The organism is Paenibacillus sp. R-74696 (genome assembly GCF_055814915.1).
Map to the genome: position 1 here is coordinate 648,485 of NZ_JBPULM010000045.1, position 21,946 is coordinate 670,430.

At 52.0% G+C, this 21,946-nt stretch carries 14 protein-coding genes; 1 reads left to right on the forward strand and 13 read right to left on the reverse strand.

What is annotated here, in order from left to right; genetic code table 11:
• Positions 1-46: 46 nt before the first annotated feature.
• From ACSR9A_RS23155 to ACSR9A_RS23165, 3 genes are read right to left on the reverse strand one after another with little or no spacing between them, the layout of a single operon-like run.
• Complete coding sequence (locus ACSR9A_RS23155) at positions 47-589, reverse strand: glycosyl-4,4'-diaponeurosporenoate acyltransferase CrtO family protein (protein ID WP_473759750.1); 543 nt, start codon at positions 587-589, stop codon at positions 47-49.
• Complete coding sequence (locus ACSR9A_RS23160; RefSeq protein WP_473759752.1) at positions 586-1,755, reverse strand: glycosyltransferase family 2 protein; 1,170 nt, start codon at positions 1,753-1,755, stop codon at positions 586-588. The genes ACSR9A_RS23155 and ACSR9A_RS23160 overlap by 4 nt, the downstream gene beginning before the upstream one ends.
• The gene (locus ACSR9A_RS23165; protein ID WP_473759754.1) at positions 1,752-3,164 is read right to left on the reverse strand and encodes an aldehyde dehydrogenase family protein; all 1,413 of its coding nucleotides are present in this window, start codon (positions 3,162-3,164) and stop codon (positions 1,752-1,754) included. The genes ACSR9A_RS23160 and ACSR9A_RS23165 overlap by 4 nt, the downstream gene beginning before the upstream one ends.
• A gap of 234 nt (positions 3,165-3,398) precedes the next feature.
• Here ACSR9A_RS23165 and ACSR9A_RS23170 point away from each other — a divergent pair, with 234 nt between their 5' ends.
• Positions 3,399-4,913 (forward strand): phytoene desaturase family protein, encoded by a 1,515-nt coding sequence (locus ACSR9A_RS23170; protein WP_473759755.1) that lies wholly within the window; start codon positions 3,399-3,401, stop codon positions 4,911-4,913.
• A gap of 985 nt (positions 4,914-5,898) precedes the next feature.
• Here ACSR9A_RS23170 and ACSR9A_RS23175 read toward each other — a convergent pair.
• The 10 genes from ACSR9A_RS23175 to ACSR9A_RS23220 form a co-directional block, all read right to left on the reverse strand.
• Positions 5,899-6,303 (reverse strand): VOC family protein, encoded by a 405-nt coding sequence (locus ACSR9A_RS23175; RefSeq protein WP_341282131.1) that lies wholly within the window; start codon positions 6,301-6,303, stop codon positions 5,899-5,901.
• A gap of 346 nt (positions 6,304-6,649) precedes the next feature.
• Complete coding sequence (locus ACSR9A_RS23180; RefSeq protein WP_473759757.1) at positions 6,650-9,424, reverse strand: alpha-mannosidase; 2,775 nt, start codon at positions 9,422-9,424, stop codon at positions 6,650-6,652.
• Entirely contained in the window at positions 9,424-12,690 is a 3,267-nt protein-coding gene (locus ACSR9A_RS23185) for a beta-galactosidase (protein ID WP_473759759.1), read from the reverse strand. Before ACSR9A_RS23185 ends, ACSR9A_RS23180 begins: the two co-directional genes overlap by 1 nt.
• Positions 12,687-14,006, reverse strand: a complete 1,320-nt coding sequence (locus tag ACSR9A_RS23190) for a glycoside hydrolase family 125 protein (RefSeq protein ID WP_473759760.1) — start codon at positions 14,004-14,006, stop codon at positions 12,687-12,689. The genes ACSR9A_RS23185 and ACSR9A_RS23190 overlap by 4 nt, the downstream gene beginning before the upstream one ends.
• Before the next feature lie 27 nt (positions 14,007-14,033).
• Positions 14,034-14,951, reverse strand: coding sequence for a carbohydrate ABC transporter permease (locus tag ACSR9A_RS23195; RefSeq protein WP_473759762.1), 918 nt, complete (start codon positions 14,949-14,951; stop codon positions 14,034-14,036).
• 71 nt (positions 14,952-15,022) lie between these two features.
• Complete coding sequence (locus ACSR9A_RS23200; RefSeq protein ID WP_473760235.1) at positions 15,023-15,931, reverse strand: ABC transporter permease; 909 nt, start codon at positions 15,929-15,931, stop codon at positions 15,023-15,025.
• A gap of 108 nt (positions 15,932-16,039) precedes the next feature.
• Positions 16,040-17,515: an ABC transporter substrate-binding protein gene (locus ACSR9A_RS23205; protein ID WP_473759764.1), complete on the reverse strand. Its 1,476-nt coding sequence runs from the start codon at positions 17,513-17,515 to the stop codon at positions 16,040-16,042.
• Positions 17,516-17,642: 127 nt separating this feature from the next.
• Positions 17,643-19,169 (reverse strand): response regulator, encoded by a 1,527-nt coding sequence (locus ACSR9A_RS23210; RefSeq protein ID WP_473759766.1) that lies wholly within the window; start codon positions 19,167-19,169, stop codon positions 17,643-17,645.
• The gene (locus tag ACSR9A_RS23215) at positions 19,162-20,982 is read right to left on the reverse strand and encodes a sensor histidine kinase (protein ID WP_473759768.1); all 1,821 of its coding nucleotides are present in this window, start codon (positions 20,980-20,982) and stop codon (positions 19,162-19,164) included. Before ACSR9A_RS23215 ends, ACSR9A_RS23210 begins: the two co-directional genes overlap by 8 nt.
• 225 nt (positions 20,983-21,207) lie before the next feature.
• Positions 21,208-21,909 (reverse strand): class I SAM-dependent methyltransferase, encoded by a 702-nt coding sequence (locus ACSR9A_RS23220; protein WP_473759770.1) that lies wholly within the window; start codon positions 21,907-21,909, stop codon positions 21,208-21,210.
• Positions 21,910-21,946: the final 37 nt, after the last annotated feature.

The following is a 21,946-nucleotide window of genomic DNA, read 5'->3' on the forward strand; positions in this document are numbered from 1 at the left end:
TAGTCTCTTCCTTCCCATGCTAGAATCAGCTTTCTCTATATGCCCCTCATAGGCGCTCGCCCATGCAAATTCGCCTGAGCCGCAGCCGGTTATATCGCAAAATCGCTATAAACGGCAAATTGGCCGCCAGCGCGTAGCCTACCATTAAATAGCCATACAACGGCTCGTTCCAGATGAAAAATAACGGAGCAGGCATGATGGACAGCCAATGCGCCCATTCCCCTCTAAGCGTTTCCCCATGGTACTCCTGGTAATAGGCCTTGCCTCGACGAGCAAGCCTTTTTTTCTGGAATCCCTTGCGGAATAAAAAGCTGCCATCCGGCATGCGATCCTTCCAGGCACGGATGAAGAGCACCTGCTCGTAGAAGCGCTCCTCGCCGCTTTTACCAGGCTGCTTCGGCCTTGCTCCTCGCTCGAAGCGCCACTTCCCTTTGCTGCTGCGCCCCGTTTCAAGGCTTCGCCCGCCTGCAACTGCAAACCAGCGCTGCGGCAGGCTCGCGAGCAAATAGGAAACACCGAGATGGACGATCAGCCATCCGCCTATATTCAGAGCGAGGACAGCCAGCGGCGGCAATGCCTGCACGCTCATAGCTTGCCTCGTTCCCGTCTGCCGATGGATACGACTCGCCCTCTCCAAGCCACCTTCCGCCTAATAAAGGTCGAGAACAGCGAATAGACGAAAAATAACATAAACAAACCGAGCGGAAGCGGGTACAGCAGCGCTGTCCACCACTTAAAGCTCCCCACATTGCGCAGCCACAGCGACAGCTGCAAGCTATATGCCGCATAGCTTGCGATGCCTATGCCCAGCAGCCAATAATCCGCTTCGACCTGCCCCGCAAGTGAAGAAAGCATAAGGGATACAGCCGAGACGGCTCCGGCCAGCCAGAGCGATACGGCACAAGCTACGACAGGTGCGGTCGATGCAGCGCCTGCTGCGAAGCTTTTGCTCCAGCCTCGGAACATGCTGCTCAAACCGTCCGGGTACATGCGAAAGGCAATTCGGCCATAACCCATAAAATTGGACACCGGCATTTGATCGGAGCTAAAAGCTCGTCCCAGCTCGAAATGCTCCAATACTTTGCCACGCACAGCCTCATGCCCGCCGATGCGAAAATAGTCATCCCGGCGGCATATGAGGCAAGGCCCAAACGCCCCAGCCCGGCTGTCGCCGTCGCCAACCGAAGCGACGACGATAAGATTAAAGAAAGCTGACAGCTGCTCGTAAGCTCGCTCCATTCGGTGGTAAGGCTGCACCGATACGAGGCCGCCGGCCTCCTTCTGGCTGGCGGCTAGCAGTTGCAGAGCATCATTTTCCAGCTCCACATCAGCATCCAGAAAAACCAGCAGCTCGCCTTGCGCCGATTTGGCTCCCGTCCAGCAGGCCCAGCTTTTGCCGACCCAGCCTTCCGGCAGCTTCTCAGCCCTAATGACAGTAGCGCCATTCGCGGCAGCAAGGCTTGCCGTTGCATCCTCTGAGCCATCATCGACAACGATAACTTCCACACTCGGCAGCTTCTGCTGTCCTAAGGAATGCAGCAGCTTGCCAATATTAGCAGCTTCATTGCGCGCAGGAATAATGACGGAGAGGGAAATCGGAGCAGCGTTATTTTTCATGCTCGCTCCATGGGCACCCTTTGCCCCAGCCCATTCATGCTCGTCTAGAACGTCCCATTCCGGCAGCCGGCTTACCCGATTTTGCAGCAGCCACCCGCATAACCAGCCAAAAACGGCCCAAATCATCGAGAGGCTCATCGCTTCCCCTTCTTTCTCCCGTACATATAGCCAATGGCCTGCTTTAGCCCGCTGAATGCCTGCTCCCGATAAGGAAACCAATTGATTTGCGAGCTTCTGCGTCCAGCATTCACCATGATCGACTTCGAGCGGCAAAAGGCTCGCAGCCCCTCTTCGCCATGCGCACGGCCGAAGCCGCTCGCCTTCACCCCGCCAAAAGGCAGGTGCATGTTGCCAATATGACGTACAACATCATTTATGGAGCAGCTTCCCGTCTCCAGCTGAGCTGCCAGCGCAAGCCCTTTTTTTCGATTCGCGGTAAAAATACTTGCGCTAAGCCCATAAGGCGAAGCATTTGCCAGCCGAATGACTTCCGCCTCTGACTGAAAGGCCATAACGGGCAGCAGCGGGCCGAAAATTTCCTCCTGCATAAGCTGCATCTCCTCCGTCACTCCGGTCAGTACCGTCGGCGGAAACAACGGCGGCTCCGCTCCGGGCAGCAGCCCTCCTTCGGCGATGCTGGCGCCTTTGGCTACAGCATCGTCCAGCAGGCGTTTCACTTTAAACCAGCCTTCTTCCGTGCCTAATGCGCCTAGCTCTGACCAAGAACCGCCTTCGGCCTGCCTGAGCCCCTGCGTATAAGCGACGACCGCAGCCAGAAAAGACGCATAAACACTTTCGTGTACGTAAACCCGTTCCACACTAATACATACTTGGCCGCTGTGTAAAAAAGCACCCCATACTGCCGCGCGAGCAGCTCGCTCTACATGGGCATCCGCACACACAATCAGCGGGTCCTTGCCGCCAAGCTCCAGCACGCAAGGAATGAGCAGCGCCCCTGCCCGCGCCAGCACGCTGCGCCCGGCCGCCTCGCTTCCGGTAAACCAGAGCTTGTCAGGACGTGCATCAATTAAGCGCTCGGCTTCCCTCTTCCCGCCTTCAATCAGTTGAATGACACCTGCTGGAAATTCAGCCTCCTCGATTAGAGCAGCAATACGCTTGCTCAGCAGCGGCAGCTTCTCCGATGGCTTGAGCAGCACCGTATTGCCTACCGCAGCTGCCGCAAGTGCAGGAATGAGCGTTAATTGAAGCGGGAAATTCCACGGTGCAATAATGGCCGCCACGCCGCAAGGCTCGTATGTAATATGCGAGGAGGAGCCTGCGAGCCAGAGCGGTGTGCGAACACGGCGGGAACGCAGCAGCTTCGCTGTATTTTTTTCATAATAAGAAATAGCTTGAATGACCGTGAGTAGATCCGTCGTCAGCGCATCCATTGGCGTTTTGCCCGCCTCTTGGCCCAGCAGCGCAATCCACTCGTCCAAATCACGGACGAGCAGCTGGCGCACCGAACGGATATGCCGAATTCTGCCCTGCACAGGCAGCTCCCTCCAGCTCGAAGCAGCAGCGCGGGCAGCGAACATTTCCTTCATCCTTCCATCCCTCCAGCAGGAGCCGCCTTTATACCATTGGAAAATGAGCCTAGCAGGTTTTAATTCGCCAATAATGGGCAACACCTTAAATACAGGCCCTCACCTGCTAGATTTATAGCTATCTAATTATTAATTAACCCTAAGGTATATTATAAAACATCTTTTTCGTTTATATAACTATTTTTTTAAAAAAATTACGTTTGGCTTTAGTAAAAAGGGAGGCAGAAACGATCGATGAGTAAAAAAATCATAGTAATTGGCGGAGGCTTAGGTGGCCTGTCGGCCGCCATCAGACTAACGGTTGACGGCAATCGCGTCACCGTCCTGGAGCAGCAGGAGCGCGTTGGCGGCAAGCTGAACATCCGCTCGGGCGAAGGCTTTCATTTTGATACGGGCCCGTCCATTTTGACGATGCCTTGGGTGCTGGAGCAGCTGTTCGCTAGTGCAGGAAGACGGCTGGAGGACTATATGACGCTGGAGCGGGTTGAGCCGCAGTGGCGGACTTTTTTCGAGGATGGATCGCAGCTCGACGTGACCGGAGATCTGCCGATGATGCTGGAGCAGCTCAGCAGCGTATCGCGTGAGGATGCCAAGGGTTTTCTGGCTTATTTGCAATACTGCCAGCAAATGTATGAGCTCAGCATGAAAAGCGTGTATGGCAAAAGCCTCAGCGGCCTGCAGGATTTGCGGGGGCAGCACAGCATGAAGGAGCTGCTGGCAATGGACCCGCTTCGCACGATGCATCAAAGCACGAGCCGCTTTTTCAAGGATAAGCGATTGCGCCAGCTGTTTGATTTTTTCATTATGTATATTGGGTCCTCTCCCTATGCAGCTCCAGCGGTGCTTTCTCAGCTCATCCATGTGCAGCTTGGTCTAGGCATTTATTACGTCAAGGGCGGCATGTACAATATTGCGCTTGGCATGCTGAAGCTGCTGGGCGAGCTTGGCGCGGAGGTTCGGACGAACACGCCTGTCGCAGCGATCAATACACTGGGCAAGGCGGCAACGGGCGTTACACTTGCGGATGGCACCGTGCTCAGCGCCGATCTCATCGTCTCGAACTTGGAAGCCATTCCGACCCATCGCAAGCTGCTCGGCCACCATCCCGGCGCTGCTTCGGCGGCAGGCGGCATGAGGAAATATGCTCCTACCGTATCCGGCCTTGTGCTGCTGCTCGGTATCGACAAAACCTATGATCAGCTTCGCCATCACAATTTCCTGTTCTCACGCAATCCAGAGCGGGAGTTCCAGGATGTGTTCGTCTCTGGCATCCCATCGCCTGATCCGACCGTCTACATTGGAGTGTCCAGCATTTCCGACTCGACGCAGGCACCTGAAGGACAACAAAATTTATTCGTGCTGACCCATGTTCCCCCGCTTAAGCCCGGCGAGGACTGGGACATTTACAAAGAGACATATCGCGAGCTGGTGCTGGATAAGCTGGAGCGAATGGGACTGGATGACCTGCGCTCGCACATTACGTTCGAATACAGCTTTACGCCTAATGATCTGGAGCAGCTTTATGGAGCCAACGGCGGCTCCATCTATGGCGTTGTCACCGACCGCAAGCTGAACGGCGGCTTCAAAATTCCGAGCAAAAGCGAGCTGCTGGACAACTTGTATTTTGTCGGCGGCTCTACCCATCCCGGTGGCGGCGTGCCGATGGTTACGTTGTCGGGTCAGTTGACGGCTGACCTGATTAAAGAGCGGGCGGATAGCCGCTCTGGGGGCAGGACAACAGCTGGGTAGGATTTTAGTTTTAGAGTTAGAGTTAACCTTCGAACCTCGCAAACGAGGGGCGATGGGAACGCGTGAGGGGTTTATGCTAAACGAATCAGCTTCGATTTTAATAGCGTATTGGCTAAAAGGGGCCGGCTGAACTTTCGCGGACACAGCAGCCGTTATTTCCTCCAAATGTCGTGATTGGAGAGGCTGGCGGACACAGAATCCGCTAAGGGCTCCCGAATCGCCTTTTTATCGCGATGATTAAGGAAATAAGCGATTTCCAGTCCGCTCACCTGCCAAAATGGGGGAAAATGCTTCATTAGCGGAACGTCAGTCCGCCAAAAGCGAGAGCACCTCCTATCCATGCTGCCTCAAAGTCAGAGATATTCTCTTTTTCGTTAACCTCGGATCGTCAAGCTGTACGAGCATTAAATTAATATACAAATAAGGTATTGACCTAGTGAAAATTTCTGGGGCGATACCTTTTTTTTCGGGAGGAATTTACTCTACTTGCTCTGCTAAATTTCCGCTTTAAGTGATACCTGCCTTTGGCTAAACGACAGAACGCTATGCGGGGTGTTACAATAGCAAAATCGACAACTAGCGGAGGAATGCAACTTTGAACGTCACCAATCTATCTGCCTATGCACAATCTGTGAAAGAGAGGAGACGATTATGGTTAAACCACCACGTTATAAAGGACAAAGTAGAGGTTGGAGCGGATACGCTGCAATTAAAAGGAAAGTCAAAATTCAAAATTAAGAAAGGAAAAATTTCATTGATTGAAGATTACTGTTGAGTAATTCACACGTTATTGAATTAACTGGTAAGAATAGCGCAATTACAAATAGGCTACCAGCATCAGTGAAGATCGCGAAATAGATCCATTTCTCTAAAATTATGAAGTACCTAGACAAAATGAAGAGACCATAGCTCGTCGCTATGGTCTCTTTCAGCAGTTAGTAAAATTACGAATTACGAAATTCGCCTCACTCACTTCAACTGTCCTTCAAGGCCTACCACTGAACCGTTTGATTGCTTCCTCGGTCACCGGCGTGAAGAGGTTAACAAGATTGCCGTCAGGATCGCGAAACAGCACAGCACGATTCCCCCACGGCATTGTGGTAGGTTCCTTTACCCACTCATCGACAAACGGCTTCAAGCGCTCGTATTCGGCATCGACATTGTGGACGTGGAATTCGATGATGACAGTGTGATTGTTGGCCGCCACAGCGGAACCAGCGCCGAACAGTTGCACCGTCTGGGAGTGGCCGATCGCCAGGGTGCACGATGGCATAACGAGTTCGGCAAACACAGGCGCAGGGCGTTCCGCCGAAACACCCGTGATTTTCTCATAGAACTCGACGAGACGATCCACGTCATCAGTAATGATGCGTACAGAAGCAAAATTCACGAGATACCATCCTTCCTATAATAAGTGATACAATACCGTATATATCATTTTGGACCAAAAATGCTTCGCATTTACTCCTACTCCTTTACGATTAATTACTCCGACTATACAAAAGCACTACTGACAACAGTATGTCAGTAGTGTTTTATGAAGAAACCAAAGGAAAAGAGTGATAGGACCGAACTTTATTGAGGGTGGTTGTTCACCTATCTCATTTTTCCCAAAAAAGCTCAGTCAAACTGCTACTTTTCTCTAACACAGCACAAAAAGACCCTTATGCCTCCACACTACCGGCATAAGGGCCTTCCTTCTAATCCTTTTGAATCACAATTTATTATTTAATTTCCTACAGCTTAAACCCAACCGTCACAATCTCACAAGGACCAACCGCCAAAGCCGCTCCCTGCTCCGCACTCACTTCAATCGCTTCCCCCACACGCTCCAGCACATCGCTCTTATACAGCTGCTTGAACGCATCAGCGTTACCGCCACCAAAGCCAACATTCGACAAGCTAAGCTCTGCCGCCTGCTGCTTCATATTAAACCAGCGCAGTACAGCATCGCCGGACTGCTGGCTTACTTTCAGCGAGGAGAATGCAATGCTGTCGCCTTCCCAAGCAAACAATCCGCCAACTGGTGCAAGCACGCCTGCATGAACCGCAGTCTGGCTCGCCGTCCAAGGCACTTGGAACTGATACGCCTGCGCATAAGCACCTGATGAAGCACCATCGCCGTTATGCGGAATAATTGACAACCGGAAGCTTTGCTCGCCTAGACATTGTGCTTCTGGAGTCGGGAATACGCCCCAGTCGCCAAGCTCGGACACCGAACGAAGCAGCGTAACGGCAATCGTATTGCGGCCATCGCGCAGCACCTCGTATTCGTTCAAGCCAAGGTTCGCTACAACCAGTCCGCCCTGCTCGCCGCTCACATCAACAAAAGCTTGCTGATGCTGGGTATTGCTCGGGTTTTCCCACTCTGCCGAAGGCTCATTGTCACGCACAGCCACTTCAAAAATCGAATCCACATGATGAACCGCCGTCTCTACATCCGTCGGGAACAGTACGCGCACGCGATGATCCTTCGCCTGATTGTTAAACGAAGCTTGTAAGTCTAGGCTTCTGGAGCTGCTGGAAAGTGCTATAACCGTCTTAATCGTCAAAGGCACCATGTCGGAAGCACGCTGCGCTTTACGCTCAGGGTAATAAACAGCTTCTTGCTTCTCAATCTCAAACGTTTCATCCGCCGATGCCGGAACCGCCCATTCATGGACGATTTCAAAAGCTGTACGGTAAGCGTTTTGCTCCACCAGACGAATCGCGGCTTTCAAGCCTTGCGTCGTAAGCGCCTGCTCGCCATCAGGCTGCTTGTACATATATTCGTTGCCAATGTCGCCTGTGTTCTCATAGACGCCCAAACCACGATACACTTGACCGCTGTGCTTGTCCGTCAAATCGAACGAGCCATCTTCTCCAATGGAGACATGCAGCCATTCATTTTCAAGCACAGCCGAATCCGCAAGCTGATTCGCTGCACTCGCAGTCGCTTCGCCAGCCAACGCTGCATCTGCTCCAGCACCATTACGAACCCATGCATATGACGACAGTCCAAGCGCTGGCACGTTCACCGCATCAAACGTCAGCTTAACTCGGCGGCACATATAAGGCTGGCGGAACTTGTCATCAGGCAAGTCGTAGCCAAATTGCAGCCCCAAATCCTCTACAGAGCAAGCAACCGCTGCGCCGTTATGATCTACAAGCACTCTGCCCGAAATATCTACGGCATTCATCCGGCGATTAACCTCTGGAAGCGGCAAGCCTTCACGGAAGTACAGACGCTCAACATCAAGCTCAATTTCAACAACGCCGCTGCGATCCCAGCCAGTCGTGTTATAAACAACGAACGGCAGTGCAGCTTCGCCAAACGATGCAAATACCGATGTATCCACCGCTTCGGCAATCGCCTGCGTGCTACCTTCCACAATTGTCTCTGCAACATGGCGGCTCTTGTCAAAACGAGTGACCATCTCGCGGTGAACCTCATCCACACTGCAGCCGCAAATGCTGTCATGCGGATGGTTTTGCATCAATGTCTTCCATGCATAGGTAAACAGATGATGCGGGTATTCCTGTCCAAGCTTGTGCGCAATGGTCGCAAGCGGCTCGGCTACCTTCTCGAGCATCGCTTGGCCAAGCTGATTCATTTGCTTCAAATAAACACGAGCCGAAGCCGTGTTCACAAGCGTAGACCAGCCATCCGTACGTTGGCTGCGCAGCTCGCCCTTCACGACCGAAAGCTCGCGGTCAAGTCCGCTGTTTACCGCTGCCAAATAATCTTCAAAGTTGGAGTGGATAAAATCCGTATCCGGGTACAGCTTTCTTGCTGTCGCCAGCGCCGCAGACAAATCCTGCTGGATAGGCTGATGATCACAGCCGTTCATGAACAGCAGCTCGCCAGTAGCCGCATACTTCTCGGCTTCCTCCAGCTTTTTGTCCCAATAGATTTTCGCCTCTTGCTCATCTACCGGAACTTCCATGCCGTTGCAATACCAGTTGGCAAAAAGAATGCCCAGCACGCGCGAGCCGTCAGGACCTTCCCATTGCAGCTCGGAGAACGAGGATTCATAGTTAGAATCTGCTACCGTATTGTTAAAGCCAGTCGGCTTCACGCCTCTGCCAAATACCGCATTATCAATGCCGGCTTGACGCAAAATTTGCGGCGCCTGCCCGATGTTGCCGAAGGTATCCGGGAAGTAGCCGACCTTGGCTATGATGCCGTAACGGCTCGCATCCTGATGTCCCAGCTGCAAATTGCGCAAATTCGCTTCGCTGCTCGTCAGGAAGGCATCCTGCAAAATGTACCAAGGGCCGATCGGAATACGTCCTTCTTTAATATATTTTTCAAGGCGTTCCCGATTTTCCGGGCGTACCTGCAAATAATCCTCGAGAATGATCGTCTGGCCGTCCAAATAAAAGCTTTTGAAATCGGGGTCCGTATCCAGCGTATGAAGCAGCGTATCCATTAGCTTCACAAGGAGCACATGATGCTTCTCATACGGCAAATACCATTCGCGATCCCAATGTGTGTGGGAAATAATGTGGGCTTTTCTTTTAGAAGCCATTACTGCGCACCTCTTCTTTCTTCATGTTGATTGGGCAGCGAAACCGCTACCTCTACTTGATGCGGGCGATAGACAGCGAGCAGCTTCCCGCTTGCATCCGTTGCGAACAGCACAGAACGTTCCTTTTCCAGTGAAAAAGCGTACCGCCCTCCCGTCGCCGGGTCTTGTACTTCAATGTTGGCATCGAATCCGGATTCGGATACGAATACGAACAGCGCGCCGTTCTTAAATGTAAGCTTACGCCCATAAATGCCAGGCAGCTGGCCGCCTTGCAGCCAATTCAGCTCCTGCTCGCAGCCGGCCGAGGCAAGCGCATAGCGATACAGCTCCTTAATCGGCTCCGTACGCTCGTTCAGCTCCAGCGGCAGCGGACTCCATAACAGGCGTCCTTTGCCTACAGCCAGCTCAACGAGCTCGTCGCCAGCGCTTGCTGCTCGATGAACAGCGGTAGCAGCACTGGCAGCCGCTTCTCTCGCAGCAGCGCCGCTAATCAGCACCTCTTTCCATACCTCGGCTATGCGGCGATTGCCGTAAGATACAGGGAAAGTAGCTTCGCCAATGCGCAGCAGTTCCTCGCGCTGCACGTTGCGGAGCTCAAGCTGGCCGAGCAGCTCCGAGCAGCGATCGCTCGCTTTCCAGTAAGCGTCTAGGCCAATCGGTCCCATCCATAATAACGTAACGCCCGCCCGCTCTACAAGTGCAATAAGACGACCAAAGGCCGCATCATCCCAGTTATGCGCACTTGGCACAATGAGAAGCTTCGGCGGATTCGCCTCCAGCTCCTGCAAATGATATTCCGAAGCGCCGCGGAATGGCGTATTCAGCTCATAAGCAAGCACCCGCGTGGCACGCGCTGTCGCATCAAACGCCAGCTTGCGATTGGAGAAGTCGTTGGAATACGGGAACAATACCGCCGTATCCTCCAGCTTGCGATCCTCGAATAAATCTCGGATTTGCTCCATAAAGCTGCCAAAATCATACGATACATCCGCTTCCGGCTTTTCCGTTCCATCCGCCCGCAGTGCGCCGATATGAGATTCATTGGCATTGTCCATATAGAAGTTTGTATTCCAGATCCACTGCACGGCACCCGCGCCGCCTGTCGCAAAAGCATACGCATATTTGCGCTCCAGCAGGCTGTGAAGCTCCGTTTCCGAGCGCTTCGCTCTGCCATCTGGCGTCTCCACATACATAATGCCGGTTTCCTGCACGACATTCGGTTTGTTTGCTGTTTTGGCAAACAAGCTATCCCATACGAGATTGTCGTTCAGCCACCAGGAGTGAACCGTTGTATAATCAGCGGCTTCCTCGTAGAAAAACGGCGAAGGACGCTGTGCGCCAAGCGCCTCATCCTGACCGACCGTTACCATATGGTCTGGACATTCATCTTTAATCGCCTCATACAGCTGCTTCGCCCAGCGATTGTGCATATCCATCGAGAACAGCACATAATCGAGCCAACGCGTGCCATTTTTCCCCTGGTGCATGTCCTGCACATCGAAGTTGATTTCTTCTGGCTCCGGCGGCACAGCCGCTTCATAGCTTGGCAGCTGCTCCGGTGACATGTTCCACAGCTCTTGAAGCCGCTCAAGCGATCCGTGGCGCTGTTTCAGCCATGCGGTATACGCCTTCTGTTCAAAAGGGTCGCGCGCCGAACGAGGCCCATTCGAGAAAATCCGCGGCGGATCAAACATCGATGGCTCATTGATCAAATCCCAGTCGACATTCATCGTCTGCTTGTGGCGGGAAACGATAGCGCGCACGAAACGCTTCTGGGCCTCTACGCTACGCGGATCAAGATAAGGGTTTAGCCCTTCCCATGTTTCCGGCGTAAAGGAGAAGAACGTAAAGGTCACCTGCAAATCGTGACGCTTCGCCGTCAGCAGAAAAGCATCGATCGAACGCAGCGCCTCCTCGGACGCATGGCCGTCCACCTGCATCACATTGCGGTATGCCGTCCAAATGCCTGTACGAATCCAGTTGATGCCGGCTTTGCGCATTTGCGCCATGTCACGGTCCCATACCGAAGCATTCGGCAGAAACAGAAACTTCCGTGCCACATCCGACGTCATGTACGTCATGCCAACAACAGGCAGCGGACGCCCGTCCTTCTGAAAATAATCCCGTCCGCTCGTCACCGGGCTTCCCTCTGTGAGCAGCTCCTGATCAAAGCCCCAGAAGCCTTGGCGCAAAATACGCACCTCGCCCGACGTCGATTCCGCTCGGCATACGACCTTATAGTAGCCGCTTTGCAGCTCAAGCGGCACGGGCAGCCTTAGAATCTGCTGCTGCTTGCCCGCCTTCTGCTGCAGGCTACAAGTCCATTTCTGCTGCGAGTTTTCATGCTCAACCGTTATAGCAAAATCCCACTCCGCCGCCGTGTACAGGTCGGCCTGTCCATCGACAGCAGCTTCCTGCTCTGCACGCTCATAAGCAGATGACTCACATCCACCTGCAAGCTCTTGGCGAAGCTGCTGCACCTGCAGCGTCAGCATAGCCCGCTCGCCCGGCTCAAAGGAAGCATAGTTCGGCTTCAGCCACAGCTCCGTTACGCCAGCGGCACAAAAAGCTGCCCAGCGCCCTAGCTCAGCTGCTCCGCCTTCCAGCCAGAACGCCTTCGTCAGCGGCTGGTTAACGAACATCCAGCGCGCGCCTGCGAAAATCCCCTTCGTGTTTTCCCAAAGTACGACAGGCGCAGCTACCTCGCGCCCCTTGGAAGAAATCCCCTTCAGCAGCGGGTAAATATGGGCATCCATTGGGCCGGCAGAGCCCATTTGATGCGGCAAATCGCTGCTTTTCGTCACATGCGGCACCAGATTCCAGGTTGGCGACACGGCAAACAACGCCTCCTTGCCCACCAGCAGCGGAAGATCCTCCGCTGCTGCCAGCGCCGCTACCGGAGCAGCAGCGACAGGCAGCATTTCATGAATATGAAGCTTGCGGTGATAGGCCGTCTGCTCCGACTCCACCTGCCACTCGCCAGCCTCGCTGCGGCGAACAGGACGCTTGAACGGCGCGCCGCCTAAGCTGATCAAGCCGCCGCCGCGCCGCAAATAGCCGATGATAGCACTCCAAGCCTGCTTCGGAAAGTAAGGCGCATGCATATTAATGAAGCTTCCTTCTTTCGCAGCGCCAAGCGCATCCGCAAGCTCGCCTGCCCGAACAACACGGCCTGCTCCTGCAAGCAGACCATCTAATTCGATTGGGGACTCCGAGGCTATAGGAAAGGACGGATCATAAAAGATGATGGCATGCTGCTTGCTCATAGCAATCCATCCTTCATCGCCCGATAAACGAGCTGCGAGAACAAGCTGTTCGACCAAGCAAACCATTTTCGCGTAAAGATGGCTGGATCATCCGAATGGAAGCCTTCATGCATAAAGCCGGTATCGGCATCAGTCGCTTCCAGCAGGGCAATCATAGCCAGCTTCTCTTCATCGTTATTCGCGGTAATGCCCTGCATCGAAAGCGCCATATGCCAAATATAGCCTGGCGGCGTATGCGGGCTTCCGATGCCTTTGGCGATTTTTCCTTCATAATAAAAAGGATTTTCCTTGCTAAGCGCGAATTTGCGCGTATTCTGGTAAATCGGATCGTCAGCAGTCGTGTAGCCCAAATAAGTAATCGAGAGCAAGCCCGGTGTTCCTGCATCATCCATCAAGCAATAGTTGCCGAAGCCGTCCGTCTCATAAGCATAAATAGGGCCAAACTCCGGGTGACGGTAAATGCCGTACAGCTGAATGCCATGCTCGACATCATCTTCAAGCTGCTTAAGCTCCTTCACAAAATCCATATCGCGGAATACCCACTCAGCCATTTCTCTCATCTGCCGCAGCGTTACAACCGCGAACATATTTGCTGGAATGTTGTAATGGAAGTCGCAAGCGTCATCGCTCGGACGGAAGCCCGACCAGATCATTCCGGTATAATTTACCGGCATACCCATTCCGCTATTGCGCAGTGAATCGGTAGGAATCCCATTGTCCCTTACAAAACGGTAAGGGGAAAGCTCGAAGTGGCGCTGCTCGGTTTTCCAAAGCTCCACGATACGGCGCATCGCTGCCTTAAAGCCGGAGTCAAAAATATCGGTCAGCTCCGTCTCTTTCCAATACGCATAAGCAAGGCGCATCGAGAAGCAGATCGAATCCAGCTCAAACTTGCGCTCCCATACCCACGGCGACATATCCGTCTCATCCGTCGTGTTCCAGTGCCAATCATTGGCCGATTCATTAAAGGCGTTCGCATAAGGATCAATCTGGATGTTGGCCATATGGCGCTTGATCAAGCCGCTAATCACACGCTGCAAGTCTGCATCATTTTTCGCCAGCGGCACATAATGAATGACCTGCTCAACCGAGTCGCGCAGCCACATCGCGGGAATATCTCCTGTAATGATAAAGGTTGTGCCATCGTCCATTTTTTTCGTCGTCGTTTCCAGTGTGTTCGGGAAACAGTTTTTGAACAGCTGAAGCAGCTTCGGGCGGTGCGCCAGCTTCTGCTCTGCTTCTTCTAATACCTGCTGAACCGCTTGCGGCAGAGCAAGCTCTGGCAGCGTAATTTTTGGCAATCTGAATTGTTCCATAGTGGGTGTAGCTCCTTTGACTATTATTTATTCTTTAACAGCGCCTACGGTCAGACCTTGAATGAAATAACGTTGGAAAAACGGATATGCGAACACGATCGGGCCGGTTGCCAGCACAACCATCGCCATCCGCGATGTATCCTGCGGCATCGATTGCAGAACGCCTACGCTTAGCGAAGCGTTTTGTGAATTTTTCATAATAAACTGCATGCTGTTTTCGATCCGCATCAGCATCGATTGCAGCGGAACCAAATTAGGCGAATCAATATACAAGAGCGCATTGAACCAGTCATTCCAGTAGCCGAGCGTACAGAACAGGGCAATGGTAGCAAGACCTGGCAGCGACAAAGGCAGTACAAGGCGGAAGAAGATGCCGAACTCTCCGGCGCCGTCGATTTTGCCTGATTCAATAATGGCATCCGGCACCATCGTCGAGAAAAACGTCCGCAGGATCATAATGTAAAAGGCATTAACTGCTAGCGGCAAAATGAGTGCCCATAAGGAATCCTTAAGCCCCAGCAGCTGCGTCATAACGATATAAGTAGGTACGAGGCCACCATTGAACAGCATCGTGAAAAAGGCAAAAAAGGCGAAAAAGTTGCGATACTTAAAGTTGCGCCGCGATATCGCATAAGCGAACAAAGCGGAGCATACGACACCGATAATCGTGCCTACAATTGTAATCGTAATCGTCACGCCATAGGAGCGGAGCAGTTGGTCGCCTGCCTTGAATAAATAGCGGTAAGCTTCCAGGCTCCATTTCTCCGGAATAATCTGATAACCATTGCTTGCCAGCGTCGCCTCATCCGTGAAGGAAATAATCGTCACGAAGAGGAAAGGAAATACGCATAACAAGGCAAAAATGCCGGCCACGGCATGAAAAATAAAATTCCACGCTGGCGAGAGCTTATGAAAATCACGGCTCTTAATCGTTCCAACAGACACAGCCGTTTCCCCCTTTTGTTTTGGACTTCTGTTCCTAGAAAATTCAATAAGCAAGGTTGCTGACATCCATCCTAAAACAATGCGTTGTCTTTATTAAACTTGCGCACGATGCCATTGGATGTAATAACCAGAATGAAGCCGATAATCGACTGGTACAAGCCCGCAGCCGTTGTCATGCCGATCTCACCCGTGGACTTAAGCCCGCGGTAAACATAAGTGTCGATAACGTTCGTTACGCTGTAGAGCGTACCCGAATCGCGCGGTACTTGGAAGAAGAGGCCAAAATCGGCATAGAAAATTTTCCCGATCGCCAGCAGCGTCAGAATCGTCATGAGCGGCATCAGCATCGGCAGCGTTACATTGCGAATTTGCTGCCATTTGTTGGCCCCGTCAATCATCGCCGCTTCATAAAGCGACTTGTCGATCCCCATAATAGCGGCCAAATAGATGACGCTGTTATAGCCGACCGATTTCCATAGGAAAACGACGACAATCATAACCGGCCAATAACCCGGGCTCGAATACCAGTTGACCGGGTCCATGCCCAGCATCTCGGCGATTTGGTTGAACACGCCTCGATCCAAGCTCAGAAAGCTGTAGACGAAGTAGCCCACGATAACCCACGATAGAAAATAAGGTAAAAACATGCCCGTTTGATAAAGCTTAGCGAGCCGCTTGTTCGTAATTTCAGCAAGCATAATCGCCATTGCTACCGCAATGACAAGGCCCAGCACAATAAACACAACATTGTACAGCACTGTATTACGGGTAATGATGTAGGCATCATTCGTACTGAACAGAAATTTGAAGTTTTGAAAGCCTACCCATTTGCTCTCAATAATGCTGGCTAGAAAACCATTGCGGCTGTAGCGGTATTCCTTGAAGGCAATAATCATGCCCGCCATCGGCAGGTAGGAAAATAGAATAAACCAGGCTGTAGCTGGAAGCACCATTAGCAGCATGGCGGTATTTTTGTTCATATCCTTGAAAAAACGTCCTATAGCTCCCAATTTCTTCACCTCTTCGCAGTCGGATTAATGAGAGAAGGCATGAAGCGAATACGATCCATTCGCCCCACGCCTTCCGCTTTACTTGCCGTTCGCGGCTCTCCACTCATCAAGCTGGCGCTGCGCTTCCACAATAATTTTATCCAGGCCTGCCGCTTTAAACTTCTCATTGGCACGCGGCAAATAAACTTCAGGGTCAACCGTACCGGTCATTAGAGCTGCCCAGTACTCTTCTTTAACGTTTTGCACGGAAGCGATTTCGGTTGTCACTTTCGATGTATCAAAGTTAAAGCCAAGCAGCGGTGCTACTGTACCCGCATCATTAAATTTCTTGAATTCTTCCCATTTGTTCGTCGGGTCTGTCGTATTCAAATACGTAATCATCAGATTGCCGAGCGAGAAGGTTGGCATATCGTAGTTTTTCGACTCGTCGAGGTTTTCCATGACGGTGTCGCTCACTTTTTTGTAATGCACATCTTCAATACCGGAATCGATCATATTGCGCAGGACAGGGTCCGTATTAAGCAGGTTCAGAAACTCCATTGCTTTTTCTGGGTAAGCCGAGTTTGCAGAAATCGCCTGCATCGAGCCCATAACCGACCAGTTGTAAATGAGCGCATCGCTCGCTGGCGTCGATACAACCGGGTAGCCGTAGCTCGCCGACCATAGATTGTCCGCGAACGGCTGCGATGTCGCACGGTCTGCAAACCATTTGCCAGTCGTTTGCGCATCCGTCATGGAATCCATCGTTGCGGCTTCCGTTGGGATGTAGCCTGCTTTGTAATATTTGTGCATCGTGCTGAGAATTTGCTTCATCTCAGGCGTGTCGAGCACGTTTACGATTTTGTAATCTGTCGTATCCAGTGCAACCGCCATTGGCAGCTTCTCAATAATGTAGTCGTATTTCACATACGGCATTTGGTTTTTATCCACCGCAAGCGCGTATACATCCGGTTCGTTTTCTTTAATCGTTTTCAGCAGCGGCTCTAGGCTTTCCAGCGTGTATACGCCGGACATGTCCAGGTTGTACTTGTCGAGCAGCTGTTTATTGAAGCGCCATACTTCTTGAGCTGGCAATTCTTTATTAGCTGGAATACCGTAGTTGTGGCCATCGACCTTGGAGCCTTCAAGGAAAGCTGGGTCTAGTGCACTAACGATGCCTTGGCCTTTTTCCTTCAGCAAATCATCGATTTGCAGGAAAGCGCCTTTTCTTGCATTTTGCACATAATCGAATGCCCATGACGCTGTAAACATAATGTCAACCGGATCACCGGATGCTGTCATAACTTGCAGCTTCTGAGCATAATCGCCCCAGTCCACCATGTTCATTTTAATCGTAACGCCAATTTTTTCCGCCGTGTATTTGCTCACTTCGGCCATAACCTTATCTACATCTTTTTGCGGTGTACCAATGGTGTACCAGATGAGCTCAACCGGCTTCTCGGCTGTCCCCGCTTCACCACTGCTATCGTTTTTACTTCCGCAAGCACCAAGCACAAGCGATGCAACCATCAGCAAGGCAAGCAGCGGCATAAATCTTTTTCTCTTGTTACTCATTTTGTTTCCTCCCCAATCTATGTTCTGTACTCTATGTTTTAAATTAACGGATACGGCAATTTTCATATAGACCACAAACTAAAGGTATGATGTACAAATTAAAGAAAAAAACTACTCCATCCTGCGATTAGAGTAGTCCCTTGTATTCAGTCGGTGAAATTCCGACGTATTTCTTAAATTGTTTGTAGAAATAGCCTGTCTCCCAGTAGCCGACGGTTGCCGCAATTTCCTGCACCTTGAGCTGTGTCTCCTTCAACAGCTGCTGTGCTTTGCCGATTCGGTATTTATTTATATATTCGGTGAAGGTTTCATTCGTCTCCTTCTGGAACAGATGGCCGAGGTAAACCGGATGAATATTATATTGCTGGCTCAGCAGCTTAAGCGACAATGGCTGTGCATAATGCTCATGCACCTCGGTCAGCACCAATTGAATGACCGGGCTTTTCACATCCCTCAGCAGCGACTCCACCGTCAGGGCTGCTGCTTCCTTCACAACCGCCATCAGTCCGTCAATCGAAGCAAGCTGCATAATTTTGGCGAAGCCCGCCTCATACAGCTCCGGCTGATCGGTCTGCTTAATCTCCTTGAGCTCCATCTTGAAGCGAATCATCAGCTCAATCGCCATACTTTGCATAAAAGCGGGCGTAATGCCTTCCCTAGCGTGGCAGCGCTCGAACTCCGCCTCAATCGCTTCATGCAGCTTCTCTATTTCCCTCGCTTTAATCAGTCTCGCAAAGGAGGGCCAATCGAGCGGTGCAGCAGCCTCATTTGCCGTCCCTGGCGGCCCTGCCTGCACAAGCAAATCGTAATCCAATATTTCGGGGTCATCATACAGCAGAAAATATTCCTGCGCTTTCTTCGCATTCGCGTAGCTGCGCGGCGCTGCTTCCCCCATTGGCTCGGCGCTGCCGATGGAGAGCCGCATGGCGCGCCTCGTCAGCTTCGGCTGCATGCTGCGCAGCTTTTCTATCGCATCACGCTTGCCCTCCTCAGGCTCATCGAGCATAAATACGATGACCAAATCGCCATCAATATCGACAAACGGCAGCATCGACGAATCTTGCACAGCCAATCGCTGAGCAGCCTCATAGGCCGGTGATGCCGGCTCATCCGTACGTACTACAGCGGTAACGACATACGGTCGGTCGAGACTTAGCTGCAGCAGCTCCATTCGCTCCTGCAGCTCACTTGGCGCAATGCGTCCTGTCAACCAGCGGTACAATATATTATCACGCAAAATACGAATATCGTATTCACTGAACAGCCGGTCCGCCTTGCTGGCATTCAGCTTGTCAATCGTGCCCGCGAGCGTTTCCTGCAGCTCGTCGAGATTAATCGGCTTGAGCAAATAGTTTTCGACGCCAAGCCTCAGGCCCTCTTTTATATAATTAAATTCGTTATAGCCGCTTAGGATAATCACTTTCAGGTCCGGGCGGAATTTGCGCGCTTCCCGAATAAGAGTGAGCCCATCCATCGTCGGCATCGAAATATCGGTCAATAATATATCTGCGGGCAAATCCATCAAAGCTGCCAGCGCTTCCTGGCCATTTTCCGCGCTTCCGACGATTTCCAGGCCAAAGGCCGACCAGTCAATAATGTCGTATAGTCCATCAATAATGAATGGCTCATCATCCACGATGAATACTCTATACATGCTCTGCCTCCTTGTCATAGGGAAAGGACAGCGTGACCGTCGTCCCCTCTCCCTCTTTGCTGTCGATATCAAGCCCATATTCGCTTCCGTATAGCAATTGCAGCCGCTCATGCACGCTTCTAAGCCCGAAGGAGTCGCCTCCAGCTTCCTCTGGCAGTGCCAGCCTTTGCCGGATTTCTTCCAGCTGCTTGCTGCTGATGCCGCTGCCGTTATCGGCTATCGTGACCCAAATCCGCTCATCCTTGCGCCGCACGCCCACTTGAACTTCGTTGTCCATGCTGCGGGGTCGCAAGCCATGTACCACATAATTTTCGATTAGCGGCTGGAGCGCCATCCGCATCACCTGTTTGTCGCCAAGCCCTTCCTCACAGCTGATAGCATAGGAGAGCCTGTCCTTATAGCGGATGCGAAACAGCTCCAAATAAAGGCGCGCCGTTTCCAGCTCATCCTTTAAGGTATTGCTCCCCTTGGGCTGTACAAAGCTTTTGAACAGCACCGACAGGCTGTAAATCATCTCTCCCACATCCTTCGCCCCTTGCGAGACGGCCCGCATGCGAATAACCTCCAGCGTATTGTATAGAAAATGCGGATTGACCCGCGCCTGCAAAGCCGCAAGCTCCGTATGCTTCTGCTTGATTTCCGCCTTGTATACCGTGTCGATATGGCGGCTCAGCTCATCGAGCATATCATTAAAGCTGCGCGAAATTTGCCCCAGCTCGTCGCCTCGGTCATCCTGGATGCGCGCGGTCAGCTCGCCGCTTTCCACCTTGCGCATGAAGCGAATAATTTTATTCGTCCGTTTGGCAAAATTGACGACGGCGAGCGTCGGCACCAGCAGCACGACGGCAATGCACAGCGCGCTGATCAGCATAATCATCTGCTTCAGCCCGTGGGCCGCTGCCGCGACCTCCGCCTTCGGCGCTACGCCGACGACGATAAAGCCCGCCTGATTTTGCGTCAGCGTCGTGACATAGGACTCCTGCTCCAGCATCGCCGTTCCATAGAGCGTGTCCAATTTGTCCATATAGGGATAAACTTGCCCATAATAGGTGTCCGAGGAATCGAACAGCACCTCTCCGGCTGGGTTCAGTACGACGATGTAGCCTTTAAGCTGTCCCTCGTAATTTTTCAGCACCTGCGTAATATTTTCCGATTTGAAGTAGACGAGCAATTGGCCTAGCCCTTTAAGCGTCTGCTTGTCATTAATCGGGAGCCGAAAGGCGTACAGCTCAGGATCGGTCTGCTCAATGGCGCGCCGCACCCAAATATTCGGAACGGATACGCGGGTGTCCTCCTGTGCCATCGCATCGGGAATAAAGGAACGCGAGGCGTTGGACGAAATCAGCTTCGTGACATGATTTTTCTTATACACATATAGAAACTGCCGATTCGAGCTGTACAGCAGCAAATTTTCGATATCCGGATCGTCCTCCAGCTTATTGTCAAAATAGTCCAGCCCTTTCGGCAGACTCGCACTCGCCTCATCGACATTTTGATCGAGCCTGAATTTCATATAGTCATCGAAGGGGTTTTGCAAAAAATAAGATAAATTCAGCGATAGCGGCTCATTGCGGTATACATCCACCATCATGGACTGGACGGAATCATATTTGCGGGTCATATAGCTGTTTACGCTATCCATCGCTTTTTTCTGATTTTCCAGCTCATTGCGAACGATCGATTGCGACATAAAATCATACATAAAATAAGCAAAGGTGACGATTGTGCCCGTCGTAATCAATACGAACAGCAAAATCATTTTCATAAAGAGATTATTTCGAACGTATTGATCGTACAGCTGCTGCACCTTCATGGCAGGCTCCTTTCTTGCGCAGCACTTAGGAGCCTGCACATGCATTATAAGTTATTACTATACTCTGAGTGGCAAGGCATCGACAAGTACTGGGGTGCAAAAGGGAATAGATGAATTTGCGTAAAACAAAAAGCAGCAGATGCTAGCGATATCCGCTTTCATGCTGCTGCTCTATCAAGGCATGCTCTTATGTACAGTGCGTAATGTCCGATAAGGTCCGGTACGCTACGTATCCCAGGAAATCAGGGCCACATTATGAACTGCCCCGCTTTTGCGCTGCACAGCAAAAGTGTCCATTTGATGGGAAATCGCCATTTCCTGCAAAATGTCGCAAATCACCTGTGCGCGGCTGCGTTCCAGCTGCTTTCCGCCATGCATAGCCCGCAGCGGATGGGCAAAAGGCACCCCGATCGACTGTACAAGATAGACGCGCCTGCCGGTTGCATGGCTCATCTGGGCAAGGCTCTCCTTCATGTCGCGAATCCGGTAAAATGCATTGGCACTGAACAGCACATCACAAGTGAGCCCCGATGCCTCTTCCCACTTCGTTCGTATCGCCTCCGGCACGGCTTGGGCCACACCAGACTGCTCCCAATTTGTTGCTAGTATTGCATACATCGCCGCCGAAGGCTCCACGACGGTAAGCTTGCCGACATGTGGAGCAAGCAGCTGCGTAAATCCGCCCGTGCCAGGCCCCACTTCAATGAGTTCATCGTCGGCCCGCAAGCTTGCGATAACGCTGCCCATCAGTTCCGCCGTATACGGCGCAAGCGGATTGCGTTCATCATAGACAGGCGCATGCTGCTGCCAGTAGCTTTCCTCCTCGGCATCGTTGCTGACGCGGGAGTCGCTTTGGGCTGCCTGTTCCCAAGCCAGCGTCCAGTAGGCAGCTGGCGTCAAGCCGACTTCGCTGTACCATTTCATCATTTAATACATGCTCCTTTTCTTTTGCAGAGTCTGGCTT

What these genes read in the sequence shown, in the direction of transcription:
- ACSR9A_RS23215 (WP_473759768.1), bottom strand. Translation starts at nt 20,982, where the DNA reads ATGAAGGTGCAGCAGCTGTACGATCAATACGTTCGAAATAATCTCTTT.
- ACSR9A_RS23190 (WP_473759760.1), bottom strand. Translation starts at nt 14,006, where the DNA reads ATGGAACAATTCAGATTGCCAAAAATTACGCTGCCAGAGCTTGCTCTG.
- ACSR9A_RS23165 (WP_473759754.1), bottom strand. Translation starts at nt 3,164, where the DNA reads ATGAAGGAAATGTTCGCTGCCCGCGCTGCTGCTTCGAGCTGGAGGGAG.
- ACSR9A_RS23210 (WP_473759766.1), bottom strand. Translation starts at nt 19,169, where the DNA reads ATGTATAGAGTATTCATCGTGGATGATGAGCCATTCATTATTGATGGA.
- ACSR9A_RS23220 (WP_473759770.1), bottom strand. Translation starts at nt 21,909, where the DNA reads ATGATGAAATGGTACAGCGAAGTCGGCTTGACGCCAGCTGCCTACTGG.
- ACSR9A_RS23180 (WP_473759757.1), bottom strand. Translation starts at nt 9,424, where the DNA reads ATGGCTTCTAAAAGAAAAGCCCACATTATTTCCCACACACATTGGGAT.
- ACSR9A_RS23205 (WP_473759764.1), bottom strand. Translation starts at nt 17,515, where the DNA reads ATGAGTAACAAGAGAAAAAGATTTATGCCGCTGCTTGCCTTGCTGATG.
- ACSR9A_RS23155 (WP_473759750.1), bottom strand. Translation starts at nt 589, where the DNA reads ATGAGCGTGCAGGCATTGCCGCCGCTGGCTGTCCTCGCTCTGAATATA.
- ACSR9A_RS23200 (WP_473760235.1), bottom strand. Translation starts at nt 15,931, where the DNA reads ATGAACAAAAATACCGCCATGCTGCTAATGGTGCTTCCAGCTACAGCC.
- ACSR9A_RS23160 (WP_473759752.1), bottom strand. Translation starts at nt 1,755, where the DNA reads ATGAGCCTCTCGATGATTTGGGCCGTTTTTGGCTGGTTATGCGGGTGG.
- ACSR9A_RS23170 (WP_473759755.1), top strand. Translation starts at nt 3,399, where the DNA reads ATGAGTAAAAAAATCATAGTAATTGGCGGAGGCTTAGGTGGCCTGTCG.
- ACSR9A_RS23185 (WP_473759759.1), bottom strand. Translation starts at nt 12,690, where the DNA reads ATGAGCAAGCAGCATGCCATCATCTTTTATGATCCGTCCTTTCCTATA.